The sequence below is a fragment of the Aliiglaciecola sp. NS0011-25 genome (assembly GCF_040370605.1).
GTDB classification, from domain to species: Bacteria; Pseudomonadota; Gammaproteobacteria; order Enterobacterales; family Alteromonadaceae; genus Aliiglaciecola; species Aliiglaciecola lipolytica_A.
This window is the reverse complement of the sequence record NZ_BAABWR010000001.1, coordinates 397,570-422,133: the sequence shown is the minus strand read 5'-3', so window position 1 is coordinate 422,133 and position 24,564 is coordinate 397,570. Positions and strand designations below refer to the sequence as shown.

24 protein-coding genes are annotated in these 24,564 nt (G+C 40.5%); 13 read left to right on the top strand and 11 right to left on the bottom strand.

From position 1 onward, the window contains the following. Together ABWV72_RS01885 and ABWV72_RS01880 are read left to right on the top strand one after the other, a co-directional pair. Window positions 1-210: DUF4282 domain-containing protein (locus ABWV72_RS01885; protein ID WP_353368437.1), on the top strand; the 210-nt coding region annotated here is incomplete at its 5' end. A 237-nt stretch (window positions 211-447) separates the two neighbouring features. Next, the gene (locus tag ABWV72_RS01880) at window positions 448-1,317 is read left to right on the top strand and encodes an alpha/beta hydrolase family protein (RefSeq protein WP_353368436.1); all 870 of its coding nucleotides are present in this window, start codon (window positions 448-450) and stop codon (window positions 1,315-1,317) included. Window positions 1,318-1,383: 66 nt separating this feature from the next. On the opposite strand, the gene ABWV72_RS01875 is transcribed toward ABWV72_RS01880, so the two are convergent. From ABWV72_RS01875 to ABWV72_RS01865, 3 genes are all read right to left on the bottom strand, one after another. Next, a complete protein-coding gene (locus ABWV72_RS01875) occupies window positions 1,384-2,064 on the bottom strand; it encodes a transglutaminase-like domain-containing protein (protein ID WP_353368435.1) in 681 nt (226 codons plus the stop codon). 288 nt (window positions 2,065-2,352) lie between these two features. Beyond that, window positions 2,353-4,614, bottom strand: a complete 2,262-nt coding sequence (gene rnr, locus ABWV72_RS01870; RefSeq protein WP_353368434.1) for a ribonuclease R — start codon at window positions 4,612-4,614, stop codon at window positions 2,353-2,355. 244 nt (window positions 4,615-4,858) lie between these two features. Continuing rightward, window positions 4,859-5,068 (bottom strand): cold-shock protein, encoded by a 210-nt coding sequence (locus ABWV72_RS01865; RefSeq protein ID WP_216048631.1) that lies wholly within the window; start codon window positions 5,066-5,068, stop codon window positions 4,859-4,861. Between the two features lie 338 nt (window positions 5,069-5,406). Here ABWV72_RS01865 and ABWV72_RS01860 point away from each other — a divergent pair, with 338 nt between their 5' ends. From ABWV72_RS01860 to ABWV72_RS01835, 6 genes are all read left to right on the top strand, one after another. Next, complete coding sequence (locus ABWV72_RS01860; protein WP_342805607.1) at window positions 5,407-5,673, top strand: hypothetical protein; 267 nt, start codon at window positions 5,407-5,409, stop codon at window positions 5,671-5,673. A gap of 346 nt (window positions 5,674-6,019) precedes the next feature. Then, on the top strand, window positions 6,020-7,360 hold the full coding sequence (locus ABWV72_RS01855; protein WP_353368433.1) for a hypothetical protein: 1,341 nt from the start codon (window positions 6,020-6,022) through the stop codon (window positions 7,358-7,360). 436 nt (window positions 7,361-7,796) lie between these two features. Then, entirely contained in the window at window positions 7,797-9,065 is a 1,269-nt protein-coding gene (locus ABWV72_RS01850; protein ID WP_342805603.1) for an alpha/beta hydrolase, read from the top strand. 132 nt (window positions 9,066-9,197) lie between these two features. Further along, window positions 9,198-10,490, top strand: coding sequence for a Xaa-Pro dipeptidase (locus tag ABWV72_RS01845; protein WP_353368432.1), 1,293 nt, complete (start codon window positions 9,198-9,200; stop codon window positions 10,488-10,490). A gap of 596 nt (window positions 10,491-11,086) precedes the next feature. Then, complete coding sequence (locus tag ABWV72_RS01840) at window positions 11,087-11,338, top strand: HP1242/YdcH family protein (protein ID WP_216048637.1); 252 nt, start codon at window positions 11,087-11,089, stop codon at window positions 11,336-11,338. Window positions 11,339-11,378: 40 nt separating this feature from the next. Next, window positions 11,379-11,846 (top strand): hypothetical protein, encoded by a 468-nt coding sequence (locus tag ABWV72_RS01835; protein WP_216048638.1) that lies wholly within the window; start codon window positions 11,379-11,381, stop codon window positions 11,844-11,846. A gap of 90 nt (window positions 11,847-11,936) precedes the next feature. On the opposite strand, the gene ABWV72_RS01830 is transcribed toward ABWV72_RS01835, so the two are convergent. Genes ABWV72_RS01830 through ABWV72_RS01820 form a run of 3 tightly spaced genes read right to left on the bottom strand, consistent with a single transcriptional unit; the run spans window position 11,937 to window position 14,047 of the window. Continuing rightward, window positions 11,937-12,608, bottom strand: coding sequence for an SCO family protein (locus ABWV72_RS01830; RefSeq protein ID WP_216048639.1), 672 nt, complete (start codon window positions 12,606-12,608; stop codon window positions 11,937-11,939). After that, window positions 12,556-13,194, bottom strand: coding sequence for a toxin-antitoxin system YwqK family antitoxin (locus tag ABWV72_RS01825; protein WP_342805599.1), 639 nt, complete (start codon window positions 13,192-13,194; stop codon window positions 12,556-12,558). The genes ABWV72_RS01830 and ABWV72_RS01825 overlap by 53 nt, the downstream gene beginning before the upstream one ends. Further along, window positions 13,181-14,047, bottom strand: coding sequence for a YHYH protein (locus ABWV72_RS01820; RefSeq protein WP_216048640.1), 867 nt, complete (start codon window positions 14,045-14,047; stop codon window positions 13,181-13,183). Before ABWV72_RS01820 ends, ABWV72_RS01825 begins: the two co-directional genes overlap by 14 nt. A 288-nt stretch (window positions 14,048-14,335) precedes the next feature. Here ABWV72_RS01820 and ABWV72_RS01815 point away from each other — a divergent pair, with 288 nt between their 5' ends. The 3 genes from ABWV72_RS01815 (at window position 14,336) to ABWV72_RS01805 (ending at window position 17,324) form a co-directional block, all read left to right on the top strand. Further along, complete coding sequence (locus ABWV72_RS01815; protein WP_342805597.1) at window positions 14,336-14,938, top strand: LysE family translocator; 603 nt, start codon at window positions 14,336-14,338, stop codon at window positions 14,936-14,938. A 251-nt stretch (window positions 14,939-15,189) separates the two neighbouring features. Then, window positions 15,190-15,777, top strand: a complete 588-nt coding sequence (msrA, locus tag ABWV72_RS01810) for a peptide-methionine (S)-S-oxide reductase MsrA (RefSeq protein WP_342805595.1) — start codon at window positions 15,190-15,192, stop codon at window positions 15,775-15,777. A gap of 200 nt (window positions 15,778-15,977) precedes the next feature. Continuing rightward, window positions 15,978-17,324 carry a hypothetical protein gene (locus tag ABWV72_RS01805; RefSeq protein WP_353368431.1) on the top strand — a complete coding sequence of 449 codons (1,347 nt, stop codon included), beginning with the start codon at window positions 15,978-15,980 and terminating at the stop codon, window positions 17,322-17,324. A 192-nt stretch (window positions 17,325-17,516) separates the two neighbouring features. On the opposite strand, the gene ABWV72_RS01800 is transcribed toward ABWV72_RS01805, so the two are convergent. Both ABWV72_RS01800 and ABWV72_RS01795 read right to left on the bottom strand, forming a co-directional pair. Then, a complete protein-coding gene (locus ABWV72_RS01800; protein ID WP_342805583.1) occupies window positions 17,517-18,110 on the bottom strand; it encodes a glutathione S-transferase family protein in 594 nt (197 codons plus the stop codon). After that, window positions 18,097-18,543, bottom strand: a complete 447-nt coding sequence (locus ABWV72_RS01795) for a VOC family protein (RefSeq protein ID WP_353368430.1) — start codon at window positions 18,541-18,543, stop codon at window positions 18,097-18,099. The genes ABWV72_RS01800 and ABWV72_RS01795 overlap by 14 nt, the downstream gene beginning before the upstream one ends. Before the next feature lie 103 nt (window positions 18,544-18,646). Here ABWV72_RS01795 and ABWV72_RS01790 point away from each other — a divergent pair, with 103 nt between their 5' ends. After that, window positions 18,647-19,558 carry a LysR family transcriptional regulator gene (locus ABWV72_RS01790; RefSeq protein WP_353368429.1) on the top strand — a complete coding sequence of 304 codons (912 nt, stop codon included), beginning with the start codon at window positions 18,647-18,649 and terminating at the stop codon, window positions 19,556-19,558. A gap of 67 nt (window positions 19,559-19,625) precedes the next feature. Here ABWV72_RS01790 and ABWV72_RS01785 read toward each other — a convergent pair whose 3' ends face one another. The 3 genes from ABWV72_RS01785 to ABWV72_RS01775 form a co-directional block, all read right to left on the bottom strand. Next, window positions 19,626-20,348, bottom strand: a complete 723-nt coding sequence (locus ABWV72_RS01785) for a tetratricopeptide repeat protein (protein WP_353368428.1) — start codon at window positions 20,346-20,348, stop codon at window positions 19,626-19,628. Window positions 20,349-20,628: 280 nt separating this feature from the next. Then, complete coding sequence (locus ABWV72_RS01780) at window positions 20,629-22,719, bottom strand: TonB-dependent receptor (protein ID WP_216048655.1); 2,091 nt, start codon at window positions 22,717-22,719, stop codon at window positions 20,629-20,631. Window positions 22,720-23,108: 389 nt separating this feature from the next. Next, on the bottom strand, window positions 23,109-23,282 hold the full coding sequence (locus tag ABWV72_RS01775; RefSeq protein WP_216048656.1) for a hypothetical protein: 174 nt from the start codon (window positions 23,280-23,282) through the stop codon (window positions 23,109-23,111). Window positions 23,283-23,555: 273 nt separating this feature from the next. Here ABWV72_RS01775 and ABWV72_RS01770 point away from each other — a divergent pair, with 273 nt between their 5' ends. Further along, window positions 23,556-24,494: a hypothetical protein gene (locus ABWV72_RS01770; RefSeq protein ID WP_216048657.1), complete on the top strand. Its 939-nt coding sequence runs from the start codon at window positions 23,556-23,558 to the stop codon at window positions 24,492-24,494. The last annotated feature ends 70 nt before the right edge of the window (window positions 24,495-24,564 follow it).

Here is a 24,564-nt window from a genome sequence, read left to right as displayed (position 1 = left end):
CCTAAAATCATCACTTTCGTGTATTGGTTGATGCTACTAGGTTCTTTAATGTCTGGGATTGGTGCGATGTTCGGTTACGGTGGCAGTATTTTAGTCGGTTTAGGTATTATTGTTGCAGGTGCTATTGGCGCAAGAATATGGTGTGAGTTACTTATTGTTCTATTTAAAATCCACGAAAACTTACAAAAAATCGCTAACAAATCAGAATAAGTTTTTCGTGTCATAAACAACCAATTTTACAGTTGGCTAGGATGTTGATTATGCTAGCCAAACTGTAAATACTGTCTAAAATCATATCTAGATATATATACCTTCCATTCACACGTTCTCTTTTTTAGTGGAACCTAACAAATCACCTTCATTATCTTTCTTATCTTTTCCTAATCCTTGCTCACTCTGGTAAGACCAGATAGTATGTTTGAATTGAATTATCGTAGAAACATTTTTATGAATACAGCAAACTCTCAGCCCGTGACGATTATTTGTAATGACAAGCAGACGATAAATGCTAATGTGTTTGCACCTGCGGGCCCAATAAAATCAGCCGTCATGATTGCTCCTGCCACGGGTATTAAGCAGCAGTTTTACAGAAACTTTGCGAGCTACTTACAAGCTCAAGGCTATGGCGTTATCACCTATGATAATCGCGGTATCGGCGCATCTCTTAATGGCAATATCAAAAAAAATAAGGCGACCTTACAGTGCTGGGGTGAGCAAGATATGCCAGCGGTACTTGAACACTTACAGGCGACTTTTTCGAATACTCGTTATCACTTAGTGGGTCACAGTGCTGGTGGACAATTAATTGGTTTGATGCATAACGCTGAGCAATTAAGTTCTATGTTTAATTTTGCTTGCTCATCGGGAAAGCTCACTAATATGCCGTTGGCCTATCAGTTTAAAGCCCACTTTTTTATGAATTTCTTTATTCCCGCAAGCAACCTGTTATTTGGTCATGCCAAATCTCAATGGGTGGGAATGGGGCAACCTCTACCAAAAGGTGTCGCCAAGCAGTGGCGAGCTTGGTGTAACGGCCAAGGCTATGTAAAAACCGCATTTGGTAAAACGGTGTTTCAACATCAGTATAACGATTTAACATTACCCTCTTTTTGGCTAAATGCCGCTGACGATGATATTGCAAATGACATAAATGTGGCTGATATGATCTCGGTCTTCCCCAAGTTACCAGCACAAACTTTGAATGTTCAACCAAAGGAGTATGGTCTAAAAGAAATCGGTCATATGAAATTCTTTAGTAAACGGTCAGAGATCTTATGGCCGATTGCATTAGAGTGGCTAGATAAACATAGCAACTAATTAACCACCAATACCTTTTCTCATCAGCTTAAAAGTGATATTTGTGTGTAACAGGTTTTTCACACCCTACTCGGTTTCCATTGCTGGTGCTATGTCAGCGCTGAGCTCGGTATTCGACACTTTTCCCATCAAATGCGGATAATGTTTATTAAAATTATCCATAATAAACTCTACAGGTAGTTCAGCGAACGTTCCCCAGTCGGTGATATATTCCATATGTTTATGGCCTTTCTCGGTAAAGGGTTGAAATATAGAGTCATCTTCACCATTGAATTCTAAGGGAAGGCTATGCATTTTTTCGCACAATGAACGATTAAAGGCTGGGGTGGCTTTAACCCACTTTCCCTCAATGAACACTTCAACATATCCATGCATAGAAAAAATATTCGTTCCGAGCATATCTAATAATTTAGGTGTAGCTAGGTGATTCATAACATCAGCTAAACCAAGGCGTGCGGGTATGCCTTCGTTACGACATAAAGCAATCATTAATGCGGCTTTGGGAATACAATATCCTTCGTTCCTTTTACAACAGTAACTGGCTTTAAAGCTATTCTTACCATCCACAAAACAGTAAGGGTTATATAAGTATTTATCTCTAACCAGATAATATATATCAATCGCCTTTGCTTTAGCGCTACCCACTTTTATTTGCTCAGATAGACTTATAATGTGCGGGTCATTGAAGTCAAAATACTCGGTAGCCTGCAGATATTGCTGCATATTTTCATCTGATATTGGGTTCATATACCTTGTCTTTTCAGTTATCTAAGGGCCTGTAATTAAATCATCCTAAAATAATCATCATTACATGTAAATGTTAATAGTTTGTTGTGTTAATCATCTGTCACAAATTTAAAATTTATATGGACAGCCACAAACAAAATTTACATGGAATTTAATATGGACAGCCACAAACTTGATTCTTAAGAAAAGCGAAGCAACTATGTTTGTGTCATCTTTTCAAAGTGTGAATCTGGCCGCTTGAGGCTATCGAGTTCAATCAGGTTTAAACTCATCGTAAATCTTATGCATTTAAACGACTGCAGAGGAATCTAAAGGGAGTTCGAAATTCATTTTACGGTTAAGTGAGTCAACGTCCTTTAACACAACGGTGACTTCATTCCCTATTTCAAATTCATGATGGTTGTTGGTTAATTTTTGCTTATTTGCGTCAAAGTTAAATCCTTGACCGGGCAAACTTGCAATGTGCACTAGGCCTTCGGCACCAGATTGCGCTAACGTAACAAATAAACCTGAGCTGCTCATTCCCGATATACATGCTTCAAAAGAATTGCCGATAAAAGGTTGCATATACTTGCACATCATTGCGTTTTCAACTTCTCGGCTAACGATGTCTGCTAAGCGCGACTGGTTAGAGCAATGCACTGATAAAAGCTCAATCTCTTCGGGGTTATAGGGATATGCCGTTTTAGGCAGTGTCTTATTTTGCAATTTATCCAACTTCAATTGGCGTAATACCCATTGCAACCCCGTTCTTTTTTGTTGTTTTCGAATCTTTGCGCGAATTGCACGGTGAGTTAATAAATCAGGGTAGCGCCTAATTGGCGAAGTGAAATGGGCATAGGCGTCGTAAGCTAAACCAAAGTGTCCTTGATTATTTGGCGAATATTCCGCCTGACTTTGTGAGCGAAGTAACAAGGTTTGAATCACCTTTGCATCCGCTCTTTTACTCACCTTTTTTAATAAATTATTATAGTGATGAGGTGTTGGCTTATCTCCGCCGCCGAGGTTTAAACCTTTGTCTGACAAAAATGCGCGAAGTGCCGTTAACTTTTTCTGTTGCGGACCGGCATGTACTCTAAATAAACTCGGAATTTTGTTACGTTCTAAAAACTGCGCAGTGGCGACATTGGCGCAAAGCATGAATTCTTCTATCATACGGTGTGCGTCGTTGCGCTTCAGCGGTGATATGTTGGCGATGTTTTTATTTTTGTAGAGTTTAAGCGCGAGTTCTTGGGTTTCGAATTCAATTGCACCTCGTTGTTTGCGTTGTTTGCCTAAAACTCTAAACAAAGAGTGTAAGTTTGCAACATGTGGCACTATTTCTGGATTGGAATCGGAAATTGTCTTACCCAGCTTACTACCAGGTTTAGTAACAAGTGCGTTGGCTTGATTGTATGTTAATCGAGCATGAGACTTAATCAAGCCCTCAGAAAACTGAGCGTTGCTAACTAGCCCTTTTTGATTAATTGTCATTTCGCAAACCATCGCTAAGCGATCTTCATCTGGGTTTAGCGAGCAAAGTCCGTTGGACAAGGCTTCAGGTAACATTGGAACAACCTGATCTGGAAGATAAATTGATGTCGCTCGTTGTTGCGCCTCAATATCTAAACCATCGTTTGGCAGAACGTAGTGAGAAACATCCGCTATTGCAACCAATAGACGCCATTCGCCAGTTTCTAACTTTTCACAATAAACCGCATCATCAAAGTCTTTCGCATCGGCACCATCAATGGTCACAAATGGCAGAGAGCGATAATCAACGCGCTGGGTTTTATCTTTTTCAGACACTTGCGTACCCATAGCGCTTGCTGCTTCAAGTAGGGTGTTATCCCATTGAGCTGAAATACCGTGTCGATAAAGGGCAAGTTTGCTGTCTATTCCGGCATCGCTAACGCTACCAAGTACGTCAGTAATTTCAACTTGTGTGTGTTGGCGAAAATTAGGGTAATTTAGGATTTTTGCATTCACATACTGACCAACGCGTGCTTGATTGAGCTTACTCTTATCAACCTGGATAATGTGTGTAGTCTTGCTGTTATCTGACTGCAAGACGTAACCTTGACTCTCTCGTTGGAGCAAACCAACAATGTGAGTGGTGTTGCGTTCGAGCACTTTAATCAGCGTATTAAAAGCACGTTTTGCGTTTTTTGTGGGTTCAATAAGTACCTGAACAATATCACCGTCAAATACGTGATTTAATTGGTTTTTGGGTAGAAATAAGTCTTTTTCAGACTCGCTATAAGTGACGAATCCGAAGCCATCCGGGTGAATATTGATGACGCCACTTACCAGTGATTCTGGATCGATGAGTTGATAGCCCTTGCGCTGAAATGATAGTTGACCATCACGTTCCATGGCGCGCAAACGTCTTCTTAGTGCCTCTTTATCTTGTGAGGAGTGCAATGCCAATGCATCGGCGATTTGTTCGCGGTTTAGGTGTTTTTTGACGTTGCTAAACAGGCTTAATATAAATTCACGACCGGGAATAGGGTTGTCATAGGTTCTAACATTTGCAGGGTGAGTTGCTGAAATTGATGCAGTTTGATTCAAATTAATAAAATTCTCTTTGTGCCGCCTTGCGTTTTACGTATTTTTTCAAAAATGGGGATGTAAATCAGTATGTTGGAAATAGAACTTATGAAAAACAGGGCGGTGTGACTCTGAAAATGAGTCGAAATAATAAAACGAGTAAAAGTATTGATAACTCGTTGGACTTAATTGTATGTCAGTCTTCTGCTCACATTTACATATGAGCAAAATCTGACATTAGCTTTATCTGTTTAGTTAAAGCGGTTTAGATACAAACAATGTTTTCTGCTTGTGGGCCTTTTTGACCTTGAGTAACAGAGAATTGTACGCGCTGTCCTTCAGCTAACGTTTTAAAGCCATCGCTAACGATTGCGCTGAAGTGAGCGAAAACGTCAGGGCCAGATTCTTGTTCGATAAAACCAAAACCTTTACCTTCGTTAAACCATTTTACTGAACCAGTAGTTGTATTAGACATAATAGATATCCTAGAAATAATTAAAATTGTGCCAAAAAATTTGGCAATTGAGCGTGAAAAATGGAGATTGTACTGAGGATAACGCGAAGTATTACAAATAAACTATTATGACTAGATTACTACAAATGGAAAACAACGAGGGATTCACAAAAACAGGCCTTTTCTCAAACCTTGGGACTAAAGTACTCTCAATATGCAGGGTAGTCAAGGTGTATTTTTATACCGAATACCAACGAAAATCCTAAGGTCGAATAAATCTGTTATATTTTGCTCCCGTGGTTATTACCTTTGTATTGGCCTTGTAAATTCCCGAACAAGCGAAAAAAGGAACAAATAAGGTGTTTCACCTTAGAGGCCAATTTGCCGTTTTTATTTCGCTGTTAGTGCTTTTGTTATCTGCTTGTTCTTCGAGTCCCAAATTAATGCCGACACCGAATGGTTTTATCAATACGCCTTTTTTAGAAAGCGATATTCCCGAAGCTCTGCGTGAAACCAGTATGGAACTGATATATGTGACAGACCGAGGTAGCTCTGAGCAAAAAGGGGTTATATACGATGCGAGTCGTTTGCCATCAATTGCTTATGGTTTACTCATTGTCATTTGAAGCGTGATCCGTAAGCGGCTAGACCAATCAGGGATTTTCTGCTATTCCTTAAATACCAATTGAAGTCTTTATTCTTCATGGAGGCTAACCCATGACAAGGTCACAAAAAAGTCTACAAAAGTATGCTCTGGGAAGACATAGCGTTTTCAGGAATCTAAAGTTCATTATGGCCTCGGTCATTTCACTTTTTTTGCTGTCATCTCCTTCATTCGTTGCCGCCCAGAGCAAAGCTATTGAACACATTCTGCTTCAGACTGATAAATTAAAACTTATGCCTTACGATAATGGTTCGTTGTCCGGTTGGTGTAAGTTGGAAAATAAAGGAAGTTTTCCCAAAACGATCCCTTTGCGGGTAGAGCATAAGCTCAGCCCCAAACAACGAGCTCAGTTGTTCAAACCGAATCTCGAACAATTTGTACTTCAACAGGTTATTCCTGCTATCGAAAAAACGTGCTCTGGAGCTGCAGGCTTTCGGACAAACTATAACATTCGTCTGTCTATGCAAGATTGGTCAGATTCTTATGGTTATTACGACTTTGATAACTTTGTATTTCGCTATCGTGATGGCATCGTCACTCGAACTCAGTATAACCCGTCAAGTGCAGCTCGTACCGCGCTCGGGGAGGACGGTATAGACGCATTAACACCCCCAAAACAGCTAGACCGGGTAGATAAAGTCCTTGGCCAAATCGGTCCTTTCTCGCTTTATCCTCGCAATGATCCTTTTTGTTACGGCTCTATAGCTCACGTCGATGCAGAGTTCGATAGCACCATAGATGAGCGTGATGAATGGGTTAAGGCCAATTATAAAGGGAATGATAAAATCGGATTTGAAGGATTTGTTAGTGAAGAGGTGTTGCCAAGAGTGCGGGAGCACTGCAAACGTTTTATGGCTATAGAGCTACATTTTTATGAACGAGGTTCAGTTAACCGGTGGGAGTCCATGAGGTTTAATCTTAGTTATCAAGGTTCAGTATCCATCGCCCAACATAATATGAGCGAGAAAGCCAAGTCATATGCACGTTTGAAGATTAATCAGCGAGTATTTGGCACCTGTGATTCCTCCCCTTATTGTTCAATGCTCGGAGGTGTGTATCTAGATGCTATCTACCGCTATGACATTCAAACGATTGCCAAAATAAACCAGCAACTGGAAGCTGAATATGCCAAGAAAGCGGGAACAGCCGAACTTAAACGGTTTTTTGACCTAGCCGCTGAGGCAGGGCTCAAAGGTGCCAAAAATACTGATGTATCGTTGCAGTTCCCATCGCTTTTGATCAGCAAATACATTTACGACTTCAGTCGCTTCGCGGTAAGTAAGGCAAAACTCACCGGCAATCGTCAGGATGCTTGTTTTCGTGAAGGAACCAAAGTAGTGGATACCCGCACCACCACTCGAGTGATTGACTATCAAGACCAGATGGGCAACTACGCAGGTAGTGCTGGCGGCATACGAATAGGCAAGGTCTATCGTGTAAACCCCGAATTTCAAACCTTATGTGAGAGATTCTGCGGCCCCGCGAGCGGCGAATTTGCTGATTTTTTAGATAGCTTCCTCACACTGGAAAAAAGCGGGCATATCCTTGCTGGTCTTGAGCACGGAATTAGAACCTTGGATTGCCAAAGCCCGGAAGTTCTGCAGTTCGAAAAGAACTTAATAAAGCTGACAAATAGCGTCATTCAGTAATGTATTACTTTATTAATCGGTCAATTCGAGTCCACAGTATAAGAAGGCGGGAAAAGTAAGATAGGCATCTTTATGAGCTCTTTTGCCGACGTTTTTGTCTTTGCTTTTTCCGCAATTCGCGTTTTTTCTGTTGTTTTATTTTGTCTCGCCATACCGAGATAATAATTGCAGCGATTATGCTGATAAATAAAACGGCGATGCCCACGCCTTACAAGAAACATAGCTGTTCATACGCGCAAGGTAAACCAATGCTAATTTCCATATTGTTTACGCTGCCTCTTTATCTTTTAGTGATATATAAGACCTGATTCTCAGGCAAAGCATTTCCGACAAATCTGTTGGGCCACAGATTTGAAATCTGTTATATTTTGCTCCCTTGGTTATTACTTTTTGTATTGGCCTTGTAAATTCCCGAACAAGCGAAAAAGGAATAACTATGTTTCACCACAGAGCTCAACGCTCAGTTTTTATCTCCTTTTTAGTTCTGCTGATATCTGCGTGTGCTTCCGCTCCAAAATTAATGCCGACACCTAATGTATTTATCAATACGCCTTATGCAGAAAGTGAGGTGCCCGAAGCTCTGCGTGAAACCAGTATGGAACTGATATATGTGACAGACCGAGGTAGCTCTGAGCAAAAAGGAGTTATATACGATGCGAGTCGTTCGCCATCAATTGCTTATGGTGTTGCCAAAGTGAATTTTGCAGATAAGTTATTGCCGTGGAATACATTATTAGCGCAAAGTAACCTGCAAAATCGTTCAGCTGATTTAACCTATGTACTAGAAAACGTCGACGAGCAGGGACGCTTTCCTTTATCGCCGTATAAATTTAGACGGGTAGGAGATCGACTTCAAATTGACGAAGAAATTCTCGCGCAAAAGTCTTTTCATGAAAATCAACTCAACAACAATATTAGCCAACGTTTAAAACAAAGTGAAAATAAAGACGTAATTTTATTTGTTCACGGTTTCAATAATACTTTTAATGAATCCGTATTTACTCTTGCTGGTATTTGGCATTTTCTAAAACGCCAAGGTGTGCCTATCGTATATTCTTGGCCTGCGGCGGCAAAAGGCTTGAATGCCTATTTTGCAGATAGAGAGTCGGGACAATTTACGATTTTCCATTTAAAAGAAACCTTACGATTACTGTTTAAAAATCCTGAAATCGAAAACATTCATATTATTGCCCACAGTCGAGGTACTGATGTCGTCACCACAACGCTACGGGAGCTGATCATTGAGAATAGAGCCAGTGGCGGAAACCCAAGGAAAGACTTACGTATCGAAAACCTCATTCTGGCGGCGCCAGATCTCGATTTTGGGATTATTAAACAGCGATTAATGGCCGAACAATTTGGGCCAGCCTTTGGAAAAATTACTATTTATACGTCTCAAGAAGATAGCGCCTTGGGTATCTCCCAATGGTTAACAAACAGCTTGAGTTTTGGTCGATTAAATACCAAAGATGTTAATCTCAATGAGCGCAATATCTTTAATTCAGTAGGAAATGTGAGCTTAATCAAAGTACCAAAGTCGGGCAGTTTTATTGGACATGATTATTTTCATAGTAATCCAGCCGTCAGTTCTGACCTTATCAACCTGATCTTATTCAATGCCGAACCTGGTTCTAAAGAACGGCCATTGAAAAGACTCGAAAATAACTTTTGGTCACTGGATTCTGATTATTTAATTGAGAAATAAGCACTTTGCATTAAAAAGAAAGTAAGCAGAACCTCTCAGGCTATTTGGCGTGTCGTAATTATCCATTAGTATTGTTTTCATAAAAAATTGTATAGTAAAAATACAATCACACTCATAAAAGGTATCTAAGGTATGAAAGGATTTCAGCTCATTCGCAGTATGTTATTTTCTGTTTTTGGCGTATTTGCGGTAAATACTCTGGCCATTGCAGACACTCAGTTTGTTTATGCAGACGCCTTTGTGAATGTTAAAACCGGTAAATTGGTCACGCGTCCGTTATTAGAAATTCAAGACGGTAAAATTGTCAAAATTACCGCCAATAAGCGTGCCCCAATGCCGCAAAACACCGTCGATTTGAGCGGTCATACACTTTTACCCGGTCTGACCGATATGCACGTTCATCTTACTGCCGATTCACAACAACATGGTTATAGTGGCTTAGCTGACTCTTTACCTAGAGTGACATTAACGGGCGCAAAACATGCGAAAGTAACTTTAATGGCTGGCTTTACTACCGTGCGGGATGTAGGCGCTCCAGGTTTTTCCGATGTGGCACTGCGTGATGCGATTAATGATGGCGACATTGAAGGGCCACGGATGTTTGTCGCAGGAAGCTCTTTAGGTGTTACCGGTGGGCACTGTGATAACAATCTGTTGCCTGCTGAATATAAAGTGACAGCCGATGGTGTGGCAGATGGTCCTTGGGGAGTGCGTAAAAAAGTTCGGGAGAATATTAAGTACGGCGCAACTGTGATTAAGTTTTGCGCCACAGGTGGGGTGTTATCTAAAGGCACTAAAGTAGGCGTTCAGCAATATACGCTAGAAGAAATGCAAGCCATTGTTGACGAAGCTCATATGCGAGGATTAATAGTGGCGGCTCACGCACACGGAACCGACGGCATTGTCAGTGCGATAAAGGCGGGTGTAGATTCAATAGAACATGCTTCATTTCTTAATGACGAGGCGATTTCTTTAGCTAAGAAAAACGGAACTTACTTTTCTATGGATATCTACGTTACTGAATTTATTCTAAGTGAAGGCAAAAACGCAGGCATATTAGAGGAGAGTTTAGCGAAGGAACGTACGGTAGGTAAAAAGCAGCGTGAAAACTTCAGAAAAGCAGTAAAGGCGGGCGTCAATATGGTATTTGGCAGCGACGCAGGGGTTTACCCCCATGGTGACAACGCCAAACAGTTTTCGCGAATGGTAGAGTTTGGTATGACACCACTGCAAGCCCTACAAGCAGCTACTATCAACTCGGCGAAGCTTCTCCAGCAAGAACAGCTATTTGACAGCATTGAAGAAGGGAAAATGGCCGACATAGTCGCGATCAAAGGCAACCCATTAGATGACATCAGTTTACTTGAGAACGTTGTTTTTGTGATGAAAGAAGGTACTGTGTATTTACAACCAGCGCTTAAGTAACCTGAAAAACCGCGGCACAAAACTCGTTGATCAGAAAAACGCACTGTTAACTATTGCAACTTGCTTTTTCGTTGCCTTAGCCGCTTTTCGCGCTTTTTCCGCTGTTTTATTTTGTCTCGCCAAACAGAAACAACGATTGCCGCTATTATGCCAACAAATAAGGCAGCGATTCCTACTCCAGACCAAAAACACAATTGCTCATATACGCATGGTATGCCAATTTGAATCTCCGTATTGTTCACAATATTTGGTTACTCCATGCATATAGGACAGTGTCAATTGGTTAGCTATGAGTGAGTTGTCACCCTAATAGCTTTTATACTATCGATATATTAGACCTGTTGTTTGTAGATAAAATTTCCGGCACTGCGCAGTGGCGGTCAAATTCAGTTGTAACCAGCACTATTCTATAATTCGACTACAATTAATTAAATCAAATGCCATTGCCACAAGCAGGTTGCATACTTAGGAAATTAGCAGCGCTATAAGTTCAGCGTTTTATCACCCTAAACCTGACCTAGATCAATATGTAAGACTACCTAAGCAGTACACTGAAGTTATCCAATTAGAGCGATAAACATAAGGTAAATTTCAGCATGCAAATAGAAAAACATACACTAACTAATGACTTTCCAGAACATCATCATACTATTCGTCATCTTAAAATGAACGATAGACATTTTGCTAAACAATTTGATCAGTATCATGATGTAAATAAAGAAATTCATCATATTGAAGAACAGAATGAAGCTGTTTCAGACGATTATTTAGAGTCGTTAAAAAAACAACGTGTGGTACTTAAAGATCAATTATTCGCGCAAATAACCGAGACTGAGAAAGCGCTGTAATTTTTCGCTAACTTTTTGATAATGATAAGGCGGCTATAAGATGAAAATGCACAAAAGTTTATTTGTATTCTCCGTTTCCCTGCTGTTTTTCAGTATTACGTTAATTCAGGGATGCTCAAGTCAGATGGCCGCTAATCTCAGAAAAGTAACCTACCCACCTGATTTCAAATACGTGGAGCCGTCACAGCTACGTTCGGATATGGATCGTCTCGCGCAACAAATGCGGGTATTGGAGTTTGCGTTAAGCCAGCAACATGAGCCGCAAAGTGTCGGTTTTGCTAAGCAACAACAGCAAGTATTATCTACTTTGCAGAATATTGAAAAGATAGCTTCTGGATTGCGCGCAGGAGATGCGGGGGCCAGTCACCCTTTTCTTCAAGACTATATGCGTGACTTTGTTAGTAAAGTAGACAATGCACGCATTGCCGCGTCTTTAGAAAAACCGAGTTATTACTTGGCTGGGAAAGTGTCTGGTGCCTGTACTAACTGTCATAGCGTAAATCGCTAAGCTCGTTCAAAAATAGCTAAAAAACTGCGGGGTCAGATCCCGCAGGTTTCAACGGCTCTGACCCTGCAGTTACCGCAGGTTTTGCTGGTCTTATTGTTTTGCCGTGTTTGTCTTTTTTAAGCTTTCAATGTCGGCTATTAGATAGGCCACAGAGGCTTTGTTAAGACCATTGTATATGCCACGAACGTGTCGGTTTTGATCAATCAATAACAGACTTTCGGTATGTAAAAAATCATCTGTGTTTTGAATGTTACCCAAATCTTCACTGGCAAAATAGGCCGACTTGGCAAGTGAATATATCGCGTCCCTATCTCCGGTGGCTAAATGCCATTTGCCACTAACGATGCCATTGGTATCCGCATAATCTTTCAACAAAGCAACTGAATCAGAGGTTGGTCTAATAGAGTGTTGAAGAATTTTCACCTCAGGATCATCAATGAACCTTTCTTGAACCGCAATCAATTTCGATCTAATCGATGGGCAAATTCCTGGGCAAGTACTAAAGAAGAATCCGGCAACATAGATTTTATTTTCAAAGGTTTTTTCGCTTACTTCTTTGCCATCTTGATCAATAAAACTAAACGGCGGAATTTGATGAAAGTTTTCAAGCTCTTTACTATCTGGCTCTAACCAGATAGGCGTAAATTCTTCACTATTGTAGTAAGGTAAAGTATCGGATGCGTGAGCAAACGCACTTAGTACTAATCCGCTAAAGAGAATTGTTTGCTTGATTTTGGTAGTAATCTGGTGAAACGACTTCATCTTCAACCCCAACACAGTTATTTGCTTTTCTAAGACCATAAATCCGTCCATTCTTGTATTCAAAATTGGAAAATAGTTTTCCGTTTAATCGCCAGGCTTGTTGTAACCCTATGGGTTTGCCCGCGAGATAGTTAAATTTCTTAAACTTGGCACCGTTCCTATACCAGCGCCAAGCGGTGCCTTCTGCTTTGCCATTGACATACACAAAGTGAGACCGTGGATTACCATTGATCCACCATGTTTTGGTGTCACCGTCACGTTTACCTGAAACATAGTGGGACTCATAACCTAAAGTCCCATTTTCAAACCATTTCCTTGCATGGCCCTGACGCCTACCATTCACGAATTGGTCGCTGGTCGCGATACTTCCTGATGGGTGATAACTCACCATGTCACCATTAAAGGGTTCGTCTTGGTATACCCGCTGCCCTTGGCTGTTTATCGAAATTTCTGATTTTTCAATAACAAGCGGCCTAACAGGTGCTAATGTCGTTGCCGCCGTTATGGCAGCCACCATCAGCACTGCCAGTACACATATTGAGCGCAGGCCTAAGCAAAAAAACCTTTGCTTATCAGTTGATATCACTCGGTGTACCCTGAAAGTTACCTGGGAAGATTAAATAGTAGTCACCGTTCAAGTATTGTTCGGTTGAAACATGATAATGATATTCAGCATCTTCTTCTGATCCGCCAGTGTACAGAGTGACCGACGTATGGCCATTGGACTCATCTAGATCCGTTGGGTAGCCGGCTGTCGAATAGCAGCGTCTTCCAAATATAAAAAATCCATCGGCCATAATCCCAACCAGTGAATCATCATCATATGAAACTGCCCTAGGCTCTAAATGATAATGGTAGGTTTCGGGCCCTGTGTGAGCACCATTGCGGTCGAATCCTTGAATAACTCCTAAAGATACGTCACCGTTACCTTCTGAATCATTGAATATGGGAGCGCCGCTTATGGCAATACCAATAGCGCCAAGAGGTGTGGCAGATGAAGTAGCGGCAAGCTCAGGATTTACCGGAACGGTTAAATCATAGTCGTTAATATAATCTTCAATATCACCCGGTGAGCGTTGCTGATCAAATAATTCAGCATCTTCAGGTTCAACATATAAACCACTTTCGTTGCCTGAATCCCAATAGGACGATGTGTGGTCGGGTTTACCTGCTGATTCAAGCGCGACTGTGCAGCCATCTTCAGACAGCACAACGGTAACATTTGGTGCAGCTACGAATTCAAGAAAAGCGCTGGATAGCTCTGTCATCGGAGTGTCGCAGGTGCTGGTATCTGAACCTGTATCTGTTCCTGAACCTGTATCAGTGTCACTATCATCTTGGGCAAGCGCAGTATCTGATGAACTGCCTCCGCAAGCGACCAACAATGACAAAACACTGGCAATGCATAGTTCTCTTATTCGATATTTTTTTTCAAACATAATTCACTCACTTTTCTTCACAAAGCTACTTGTTATTCGCATTCATGCGTTTAATTCGTGTGCAATTTAGCATTAAATAAAACGCGGAAATGTGCATTTTTGGAGGAGATTTAGCGCACAATGCTGCAAACTTTATTCGACTATCCCTATTTTTGACTCATAAGAATTCTGGCTATACCGGTTTACAGGGCGTTGTATGCTGGGTAATCTTGAAAGGGTGAGAAACGAGTTTTTATACATTAGGCAATCAAAGAGCGTACATAGATGATACCCATTGAGACCTTATTCATGTTTTTGGCAGCTTCGGCGGCACTTTCTGTTGCACCTGGACCGGATAATATCTTTGTTTTAACCCAGTCGGCATTGAATGGTCGTAAAGCAGGGATTTTAGTGACACTAGGACTCTGCACTGGGCTCTTAGTGCATACTGCTGCTGTATCACTAGGTGTCGCTGTCATTTTTCAAACCTCCGAACTGGCGTTCAATATTCTTAAAGTCGTGGGCGCAGTGTATTTGCTTTACCTAGCTTTTCAGGCTTTTCGCGCAGGTGCCACTCGATTAGAAGCAGCAGGAAACGCAAAGCTAGCTTGGCAGCAGCTCTATTCACGGGGCATTATTATGAATATTACCAATCCTAAGGTAGCGATATTTTTCCTTGCTTTTCTTCCTCAATTTGCCGATCCCAGTAAAGGCTCAGTTACCCTACAAATGTTAGTTTTTGGCGCTGTTTTTATTATTACCGCGCTTGTTATCTTTAGCTTGATTGCATGGTTTGCGGGCTATCTAGGAGATTGGTTAAAAGGATCGACAAAAGCACAGGTGATTATGAATAGAATTGCCGGAACCGTGTTTACCGCGCTCGCATTGAGACTTGTTTTAAGCGAACGTTGATCAGTTCCATTCGACGACTCATGGGGTAAAGTTACCCCATGCAACCCATAGCAACTGATAATTCCCGCAAACGCAATACCCAAAACATCGTTTAACGATTTTATATAAATAATGGCGTGCAAAATTCTTGTTGGTTTTCCGAAACAAAATATTAGCAGCACACATTAATGAAAGCAGAAAGCGACTTTCCTGTTCTTTATCTTAGAGTGCCACATTTTGGTGGGTCTACGATTGTTGTTTGAAGGATGTTTATGAAAACTATTTTGTCTGCGCTGATATTCAGTGTGTCGATTTTTACGGCGAATGTGCAAGCTGATGAGACTATCCTAGCGGGTGGTTGTTTTTGGTGTATGGAGTCTGATTTTGAGAAATTAAATGGCGTATCTGATGTGGTATCTGGTTTTACCGGTGGTGATACGCCTAATCCCACATACAACGGCAATCATCGTGGACATTATGAAGCGGTTAAAATTACTTATGATGCTAATGTGGTGAGTTATCAGCAAATTTTAGATCACTACTGGGTTAATATTGACCCTTTCGATGCTAAAGGACAATTTTGCGATAAAGGTCACAGCTACTTAAGTGCAATTTTTGTTGCTAATGATGAAGAGCGTGCGATTGCTGAAAAATCAAAAGCTGCTGTACAGACTCAATTTCCCGCACAAAAACTGGTAACTCCTGTATTAGCGGCAAGCCGTTTTTACCCAATTAAAGGCGAAGAGATTGGCCATCAAGATTTTTATAAAAAAAGCCCCGTTCGCTACAAAATATACCGTTGGAACTGTGGTCGTGATCAGCGTTTAGAAGAAATTTGGGGCGAAAAAGCTAGCCATTAAAAAACACAAAAATCGCCACGAAACCGCAAAACTCAGCTATTTATGTGGCAAGGTTTTGCTTTACTCGTTGTTTGTTGTTTAAAATCACCGAGGTTGCGGGCCAGGTTCACTTTCCCTTATCATTCATCAAATGGCACTTGTCGGCATATTAAATCCTTGAAATTTGTGCTGACCCCTTCACTGATATTAAGGAATATAGATTGAAAAAATCACCGATTCTGGTCGTTCTCATCGCCAGTTTATTTGGCTGCAATACCACCACTGAAAGTAACCAAGCCGTCGCCAATCAAGATGTTAAAAGTAAGATTGTGCAACGGGATTTAAATAGTATCGCCACAGACTATGTAAAACTGGTATTACAGGTAGGGCAGTTTGACGGTGATATTGTTGATGCCTATTACGGACCAGAGGAGCTCAAGCCGGATGACTTAGAGCAGGGGGCTGCTTTTCCTGCCGATGAGTTAAGCGCAACTGTCGAAATATTAATTCGTGAGATTAAAGAGCTGGCAGACGATGCTATTCCAACAGACCAGCAAGCCCGGCGAGAAATGCTAGAAAAACAGCTAATTGCGATCAAAACAAAAGTAAATATGTTAGCTGGGAAAGAGTATAGCTTTGACCAAGAAGCGAACTTGTTATATGACGCCGCACCACCCAAATTTGAGCTTGAATACTTTGACGCTCTGCTTGCTCAGCTAAACGGCTTATTGCCAGGAGAAGGGGCTTTATCGCAACGCTATGTTGATTTTACCAGCCAATTTGAAATTCCAAAAGATAAGATAGATATAGTATTTAAAACCGCAATTGCAGAGGCGCGCAAACGCACCTTAGCTAAAATTTCTCTGCCTGAAAACGAAAACTTTGTATTGGAATATGTTACCGATAAGGCGTGGAGCGGATATAACTATTATCAAGGTAACGCGCAAAGTCTTATTCAAATTAATATTGATTTTCCTATTTATATCACCCGCGCAATAGACCTTGCTGCCCACGAAGGATACCCAGGACATCACGTATACAATGCTTTGTTAGAACAGAAATTGGTGAAGGAAAATCAATGGATAGAATTTTCCGTTTATCAATTATTTTCGCCCCAGTCTTTAATTGCTGAAGGCAGTGCTAATTACGGGATCGACGTTGCCTTCCCTGGCGAATCACGACTTAACTATGAAAAAGAAGTATTGTTTCCCTTAGCTGGTTTAGATGTAAGTAAGGCCGATTTGTATTACCAAGTACATGAGCTAATCGGAAAATTAACTTATGCTGGAAATGAAGCTGCAAGACAATATTTGAACGGGATGATCACAAGAGATGAAGCGGCTGAAATAATGCAAAAATACCAGCTGTATAGCCAAGAAAAAGCTTATCAAAGAACACGTTTTATCGATAAATATCGCAGTTATGTTATCAATTACAATCTTGGCAAAGACTTGGTAGCCGAGTATGTAACATCAAATGGAGGCACTGCAAATAACGTCGATACACGTTGGCAAGTATTTGAAGAGTTATTGAGTAACCCCAAAACCGCTAGTATGATTGCTGAATGAGCTGAAAACTCAGCTATTAAACTCTTTAAGCGAGGAATTTTCTATCATCCCTAGAAAGATGGAGTATGGTGTTTAGGCTTCGTAAATAATAACAACCAACAAAGGTAAATGAATATTTACCTTTGTTGTCCTGACTATTCATTGCCACCGCTTTAAATCAGTTTATCGTTACCTTTCTGAGCGATTAGTTGCTTAGTTCCCTGGCATTGAAATGTAACCAGGTAGCTGTTCAATGCGATCCATCCACGCTGTAATATTGGTGTATTTAATCATTGTGATGTTTCCTTCATGAGCAACGGAGATGTAGGGATATATAGCACAATCTGCAATGGTTGGTCGGCCTGCTGCTAACCAATCGTGGTTGAAAAGGTGGTTATTGATTAACTCTAATATTCGCGTTGAACGCTCTAAACATAGGCTCAGATCGCTTTGTATATTGAATTTTTCAATTAGCCTAGCGGTGTTAGGGCCGTGTTGAATTTCATTGGATGCCACAGACAGCCATTGCATCACGTCAGCTTGTAAATGTGGCTCACTTGGCCACCAAGCTTCACCGCCATACTTACTTGCTAGATAGACAAGAATGGCTTGTGCATCTCGCAAAACCACGTCACCGTCTTTTAAAATTGGAATCTCACCCCAAGGATTTAACTGCAATATGTGTTCTTCTTTGTGTTCCCCTTGCATGAAGTCCACTGGGGTAATAGTTAACGGAATTTCTGCAAGTGAGGCGAATAACCTTACTTTGTAACAATTGCCTGATAGTTCTAAATCATATAGCTTCATTGTTTCCTTCCTTAGGTAGTAATTGGTTAAATTCAAGAACATTTCCGTCTGGATCACGGATGAATAATGAGATTCTGCGAGGCCCTAGTTTTTTGGGGCCTTCAGTAATTTTTATGCCTTCTTTCGCTAACCAGTCTAAAAATTCATTCATATCATCAATTATAAATGCAGGATGGGTAATGCCTGGTTTCTTTATTGCTTCATCAAGAAGTACATTTTTTTGATCTTTAGTTTTTGCGCCATTAAAAATAAGGTTAATGCGCACACCTGCTGATGTAACCATTTCATTCGCTTCACCTTCAGGAATTCGATATGTCTCCTTGAAACCAAGACGTTGGTAAAATTGAAGGGAGATTTTTCTATTACTCACTCTGATACCCACATGATCATATGCTTGTGCTACTTGAGGGTTAACAGGTAGTTGATTATTCATAGTGATTTTGATTCCGCTCATTAATCAATACACTATGACATTTTGTGATTTAAAAGATAATACGGTAAATTTGGTAAAGATATTTTCAAAAAGTGAGATAATAATGGATCGATTACAAGCTATGTCTATGCTGATAAAAGTCTTAGAGGCAGGCAGTTTTTCAGTTGCAAGCAAGAAGCTGAAAGTGCCGCTGCCTACGTTGAGCAGGAAAATATCGGAACTTGAGAATCAGCTGGGCGTTCGCTTGATCCACAGAACAACACGAAAATTATCATTTACGGAGTCTGGTCTTGATTACATCAGAGCCTGTAAAAGAATTCTTGAGCAGGTTGAAGAGGCTGAACGCGGGGTTAAAGGAGAATATTCAGAACCGCGAGGAGATTTAGTTGTCACCGCCCCTGTGATGTTTGGTCGGCTATATGTTTTGCCTATTGTTACCGAGTTTTTAGCGCTGTATGCCAACATCAATGTACAACTTCTGTTGTCAGATGGAAATGTGAATCTATTCGAAGACGAGGTAGATATGGCATTTAGAATTGGTAAATTGACCGACAGCTCAATGATTGCAACACAAGTGGGAAACATGCGAATTGTGACCTGTGCCAATCAACAGGTGTTAAGTCAGCACCACAGATTAGCGACCCCAGATGATTTAGTGAATTTTTCATGTGTCACTCTCAATACGGCTATGGCAACACCACATTGGAGTTATAAACGCCCTGACTCCAATATTGCTATTAATGTGAATATTAGATCGCGCTTGACCGTTACCGATAGTGAATCTGCGGTTTTAGCGGCAATTAATGGGGTTGGTATAACCCAACAATTACACTACCAAGTTAAACAAGCGGTAGATGAGGGAACCCTTAAAATTATATTGCCAGAGTTCGAACCCGATGCGGCACCTGTGCATATAATTCATAAAACTAGAAAGTATATGCCGCAAAAAATGCGCAGCTTTCTAGATTTTGCATCACCAAAATTGAAAACTAGAATTCAGGCGCTGTCTGCTTAACTCATGCTTAATCCATTTCTGTCTTGGTCAAGCCAGTTTTGTGAGCAGCATGTCGCTTTGTCGCTGGCTATCTATTTAGTCGGTGTATCCGGTTCAATCTACTGAGGGCAGTTTTCGCCTTGCCGTAACCTTTTTCTGCTGATAGTTGGTACCAGTTTTTTGCTCGATCGAGATCTTTAGTTACGCCTTTGCCCGTCTCATACATCACTCCTAACTGATATTGTGGAATGGCATCTCCTTGTTCAGCTGCCATCAGCCACCACTTTACGGCTAACTCGTCACTTTGCTCTACTCCTGTACCTGATGCGTAGGCATTGCCTAAATTATGTTGGGCAAGAACATTGCCAAGCTTGGCCGCTCGTCGATACCATTCAACTGCCTCTTGAGGATTTTTCTTTTTAGCCAGTCCTTCTGCATATGCGGTTCCCATCAAAAAAGTTGCCTCGGGCACCCGCTGTTCTGCTAGTTTTTCTACATCAGCAATAACGCCTCTAGCAATAGCTTTTGCTTTGTCTTTATCCGCTGGATATCCCATTCTGCCGGTTGAATACACTCTAGCTATCCACATAACCGCTAGTGGATCTTTGGTCAAAGCTGCGGTCTCTAGCAGTGTTTTAGCCTTGCCATCATCCACTTTTCCCGTGGCACCTATGTACCATTTAATTGACTCATCTAAATTAGGGTCAATTTCATATTGCTGTGCAGCATGAGTGCGGAATGAAACAGCAATGAAAAGCACAATGAGTAATGAAAGTGATCGAAGAATAGATAATTGAAAGTAGTTTTTCATTTTACTCCTAAGGCTTATGCTTTAATGATTGAATTGTGATGGTTGAGTTGAAAATTAAACTCTGACGAATTGTGGATTGGCAGATTGTTCAACTTATTTTTAGAGTACAAGTTAATAAAGCGCGGCTCAATATACTTTTTAAAATTGAGACGGTTTGTGACCAGAAAAGAAAGAGTACGAAGGTTAGTGTTAGATAATTACCGCCCTTGTTGCGCTATGTAAACAAAGGCGGCAATGGTAAACCTTTAGCTGATTGGCTCAGCCAAAGGTTGATTCGGATTTAGAATGACGCTTTTACTGCAAGTCTTGCAGTTGCACCATCACCAATAGTAACGTTATTCGTACCGCCACCAGCTAAGTAATCTTTATCCAAAAGGTTTTCAATATTCAAACGAAAATCAACATCTTTACCCATTAGGTTTGCGCGGTATGTAGCACCTACATCGACTCTGGCATATGAATCTTTAGTGACCGTATTCGCATTGTCAGCGAAACGCTCACCTTGATAGAAAATACCCGCATTAAGCGCTAGTTTTTCAGATAATTCGTAACGTGACCATATGGAAGCCGACCATTTAGGGGCATCTGCAGGAGTGTTACCTTGATAGGTTTCATCTACTTCATACTCTGCATGCAAGTACATCGCTGATGTCATTACAAACCACTTGTCGGTAACGGCACCTTGTGCGGATATTTCAAACCCTTTATGGGTTTGTAAACCAGACTGAGTGGTAACAGTCTCATAATCTGGATCGTCATTTAATTGTTCAGAAATGAGTGTTCCCGATTTTTCAATATTGAAAATGGCAGTATTTAATAATAGACGATCTGATACTTCCCATTTAGCACCTATCTCAATTTGTTTAGAGGTAGTTGCATCGATTTCCATACCAAAGTTTCTATCTAATTCATCTTCAATAGTTTCACTTGATTGTGGTTCAAAACCTTCAGAATAGTTCACATAAATAGTGCTGTTTTCTGCAGGGTGATAAAGCACACCTACTTTAGGTAATAATGATTCGTTGTCTGCACCTTCACGATTTTGCTTGTCGTAACGACCACCAATAGCTACTTGCCATTGTTCATTTAAGGTCATTAAGTCTTGGAAATAAACGCCATAATAATCATATTCAGTGGTGCTTAACGTTGTATCTCTGTGATAATCAAGGTCTGGAACCGTTGGTTCAACTTCACCTGGAGTAAAAGTGATTGAATCACCTCTTTCGATTAATTGACCGTAATAATAATCAAGACCGTTAGCACCAAACAATAGGTTATGTTCAATACCACCGAAGGTGAATTCACCATTTAAATCTATAAAGGCGGTTTTAAACTGCCAATCATCAAAACGATCATAAGGATTGGAAGTATAGCTATCACCCTGTTGATAACCAGAAGGTAAGGAAGGTGAAGATTCAAAACGCTGACGTTCAAATGTCTGTTCGTTATAACCAAGTTTCACTTGCCATTCCGGGGTAAAGAAATAAGTTACTTTAGCGCCGATATTTTCTACTGTTATATCAGTAAATGCCCATGAAAAGTCATTAATGGTGTGCTTCTCACTGACGATATCACCATTGCTATCTAGCCAAGCGCCTGTATCTAAACCAGCTTTATCATTAGTGCGGTCATAGTAGGCACTTATCACTAAGTCGTCGCTGAACTTGTGCTCTAGGGCAAGAGAGCCCAAAAAGCGATCACGTTCACGTGTTTCACCGTTTTGATATTCGCGATCAAAATTAACGTCTTGTTTAACCACAACTGCACGGTAAGTTGTGTCAGCCGTGATTTCGCCACCGGCATCAAGCATAAAGCGAGTTGAACCCTGTTGATCGGTATCCGCGCTTATTTCTAACAAGCGTGTATTGGTGGGCTTTTTGGTAACCATGTTAATTAAGCCGCCCGGTGCAGATTGGCCATATAGAATACTTGAAGGCCCTTTGATAACTTCGACACGGGATAAGGTTTCAATGGGTTGTTGGTAATGGGACCAATGCTGATGGCCGTCACGTAAATAACCGGTAGATGAACTTAATTCAAAACCTCTGGAGCTAAAGACTTCACGATTTCGTTGTTTAGTTCCTGGTGACAAACTTGCGTCATTGTGCAGTACTTCACCGAGTGTCGTGGCTAACTGTTCATTGATAATCGTATCAGGAATTACGGTTACTGCTTGGGCTGTTTCTAGTAACGGAATGTTGCTACGCATGGCACCAGATGCATCTTGCACCTGATAATCATTAAAATATGTTCCATTTACACTAATGACCTCAAGGTCTTTTTCACTATCGCTGGAATCTGGTGTTTGAGCGGCACTTGAAAGAGACATTAGTCCTAAACTAACACCAACAAAAATCTGGTTAAACTGCATGGAAAGCCCTGAAATTATTTAAACTAAATTACGTGGAAGAGGATGTTAACACAAACGCGAATGATATCAATTCCTATTTGGGAGTTTTAAATAAATATAAAGGAATGAAAAAATATAAGGAAAATACACAGAAACAGTGGCGTTGGAGACAAAGGATTCAAAAAATCACTATCATTGCGTTGGGTTTGACAAAGTTGGAGTCTTCACACGTTGAATAATCAAACTGCTAATAACGGCTTAATACCTTGAATTTGGAAAAGCACAATAATCATTTATATGTGTAGGGAGATTTAAGTTTGAGCAATTGTGTGATTCATTGCTCAGCGTGAATTTTTATTAACGACAAGGCGGGGCTATTCTCTTTTATGATAGAGATTTAGGCCGATTAACTAGGCGTAATACATTATCAGTTGAATCACTACCATTACCACTAATAAGGGTAATATCCAGCGACTCATTTTAGACATTTGTTCACTAGACAATCTAAAGTTGGAACGTTCAAGTAACGGAATGACAACCAAAAGACTAATAAACAAAACACCCAATATAATTAAAACTGTCAATTTTCACTCCTGTTTGTGCCAACTTAAATTGCAATGCATAAGCAATTTTCAAGCGACTGTTGTTGACGCTAGCTCAAGGCGTCAATTCATACATACAAATATGGGGGGAGCGCGGCTAAATTCAAGCTAAATGAAACCGCAGGCTACAGCTTCTTCAGTCAACCGTCATTGGCAATCCACATTAACAACTTTTGGATTAGCTAATTTACTTTTTTTTCTTTGGGGCATACGACATACTTGCGCCAACTTAATTTTAGGTACAACAACGATGTCATGGTAAAACGAAGTATTTTGACACTGGTTAGCGTCTCGATAGTCATTGCAGCAATATTAATTGGCTCATCTATTCATACTCTTTACAGTAAAAAACACATTAATATTGACCCAAAGTTGCATGAAATTTCAGGGATAGAAATTGATAAAAGAAATCGTTTGTGGGCGATCAATGATAGTGGCGACGATCCTAAGCTCTATCAAATAAACACAGACGGTTCTATTGCCAAAGAAATATTAGTGACTAACGCTAAAAATATAGATTGGGAAGACATGACTCAAAATAGTTTTGGGCATTTTTTTCTTGGTGATTTTGGTAATAACGACAATTCACGCAGATGGCTAACTATCTATAAAATAGAAAATCCCATTGATATTAAAGGCAATACCACTGAAGCGGAAATTATTAAGTTTACCTATCCTGAGTTAGATGAAAATCCTGTCACGCCAGATAAGAGGAACTACGATTTAGAAGCTTTTGTTGAATTTGATAGGCATCTGTATTTGTTCACTAAGAATAGAACCGAACCTTTTGATGGTATTACAAATGTTTACAAGGTCGGTGATCATGCAGCTAACTTTGATGCTGAATTAATTGGTTCATTTAAAACCTGTACCACAATGGGCAAGTTATGTTGGATTACATCTGCCGCGTTAAGCCCTAACCGCAAACAGTTAGCCCTATTAGATTCAACTAGCATTTGGCTATTTGAAAACTTCGAGGGTGATAAGTTTTTTGACGGTGATGTGTCGCGCATCGACTTAGGTATTGTGACCCAAAAAGAAGCTATCACATTCTTGGATGACAATAGCATAGTGTTCACAGATGAATCATTTCGTGGTATCGGCGGAAATGCTTACGTTATTAAATTGGATGAAGTCTCAAAAATATCAATTCGTCACCGCATTAAAAAAGTCGCTAGTGACGTAAACGATTAAATTGCTTAGCAATATAAAACCTAGCCAAGCCAAACTATCAAAGTTGGTTTAGCTAGGCTCGCAATTACTA